At 34.9% G+C, this 1,644-nt stretch carries 1 protein-coding gene; it reads left to right on the top strand.

The window, feature by feature from the left end; translation table 11 throughout:
• Positions 1–108 precede the first annotated feature (108 nt).
• The gene (locus EV194_RS16810) at positions 109–1,617 is read left to right on the top strand and encodes an IS1634 family transposase (protein ID WP_132435709.1); all 1,509 of its coding nucleotides are present in this window, start codon (positions 109–111) and stop codon (positions 1,615–1,617) included.
• Positions 1,618–1,644 lie beyond the last annotated feature (27 nt).

Raw genomic sequence — 1,644 nt, 5'->3', positions numbered from 1 at the left:
TCCTGAGTTCCGCACTTTTTTTCGAACAAAAACACTAAAACACATGCAGTCAACATAATAGATGTTTTTTAGTTGCTATTTTGGGTGTCCCAGTAGTATATTTGCACCATGTTTGTGAGAAAAAAGAAGAATAAAAGCGGAATTGTAAGCATTCAAGTCGTTGATAAAAGTTCTGGCAAGTACAAAATGGTTAAAACAATTGGCAGTTCTAGTGTACCTGCTGAGATTGGCATGCTCTACAACCAAGGTTTGGATTACATCAAGCATTACCAGGGACAGCAAACCTTTGATTTTTTCACACAGGATTTCAACCAAACTATAAAACAAAGTATTCAAAAAATATACATTGATGGGATTCATCTTTTGCTTGGTAAAATTTATAAAGAAATAGGCTTTGATGAAGTTTGTGACGATCTTCTCAAACAACTGGTTTTAGTGCGGCTCTCTCATCCAGCTAGCAAATTAAGGACGACACATTATTTACAGCGCTACTTTTCAGTTAACATTAATGAAGACCGCATATACAGATACCTTGATAAGATTTATTCAAGCTATAAGGAAACACTTCAACAAATTAGCTACAACCATACCAAGAGGATTTTGGGAGGTGTGGTTAGTGTTGTTTTTTATGATGTTACTACCATCTACTTTCAGATAGATGATGAAGACGAAGTTCGAAAACGAGGCTTTTCGAAGGAAGGAAAGCATCAGAACCCACAAATCGTTTTAGGTCTTCTTGTGGGTCTGGAGGGCTATCCTTTAGCATATGAGATTCATGAAGGCAATAAGTTTGAAGGCCATACAATGTTGCCAATTATTGATGAATTCAAAACCAAATACGAACTGAATAAGCTAGTAGTAATTGCAGACTCTGGGTTACTCTCATCTTCAAATGTAAAAGATCTTCAAGAAAAAGGTTATGAGTTTATTCTTGGGGCACGAATTAAAAATGAAAGTTCATCGGTAAAACATGAAATACTTTCCCTGAAACTAAATGATAAAACAAGTGCAGTTATAAAAAAAGAAGATGGAACAAGGTTAATTGTAGGTTACACAGACAGAAGGGCAAAAAAAGATAAGCATAACAGGGACAGAGGTTTGATGAAACTGGAACAGAAAGTCAAAACAGGTAAAATGACTAAGTCCTCAATTAACAATCGAGGATACAATAAATATCTAAAACTAGAAGGAGAGATCAATATTACAATTGATCATGAAAGATTTGCTGAAGATGCAGCATGGGATGGATTGAAGGGATACCTGACCAATACAACACTATCAAAAGATGATATTATCAGTAATTACGGCCAACTTTGGAAAATAGAGAAGGCATTTCGAGTTTCAAAACACGACCTGAAGATCCGACCAATTTATCATCGATTACAGAAAAGAATAGAAGCTCACATTACTATCAATTTTGTAGCATATAAAGTTTATAAAGAGCTTGAGCGACAATTAAAACTTAAAAACACAAAAATTAGTTGCGAACAGGCCATTGAAATAGCTAAATCAATATATGCGATTGAATTCACAGACCCGAATAATGGTGACACCTACAAAGAAACTTTACTACTAAGTGAAGAACAAAATCAACTCGCAAAATTATTTGAATTTTAATTTGGGTGTCCCAGTGAGGAACTCAGG

It is taken from the genome of Natronoflexus pectinivorans (genome assembly GCF_004345615.1).
In the GTDB taxonomy this organism is placed as follows: Bacteria; Bacteroidota; Bacteroidia; order Bacteroidales; family Marinilabiliaceae; genus Natronoflexus; species Natronoflexus pectinivorans.
Note: the sequence above shows the minus strand (reverse complement) of the source record. Positions and strands in the feature narration are given on the sequence as shown.

Excerpts from the sequence above, each read along its gene's own strand:
- EV194_RS16810 (WP_132435709.1), top strand. The coding sequence starts at position 109 with ATGTTTGTGAGAAAAAAGAAGAATAAAAGCGGAATTGTAAGCATTCAA.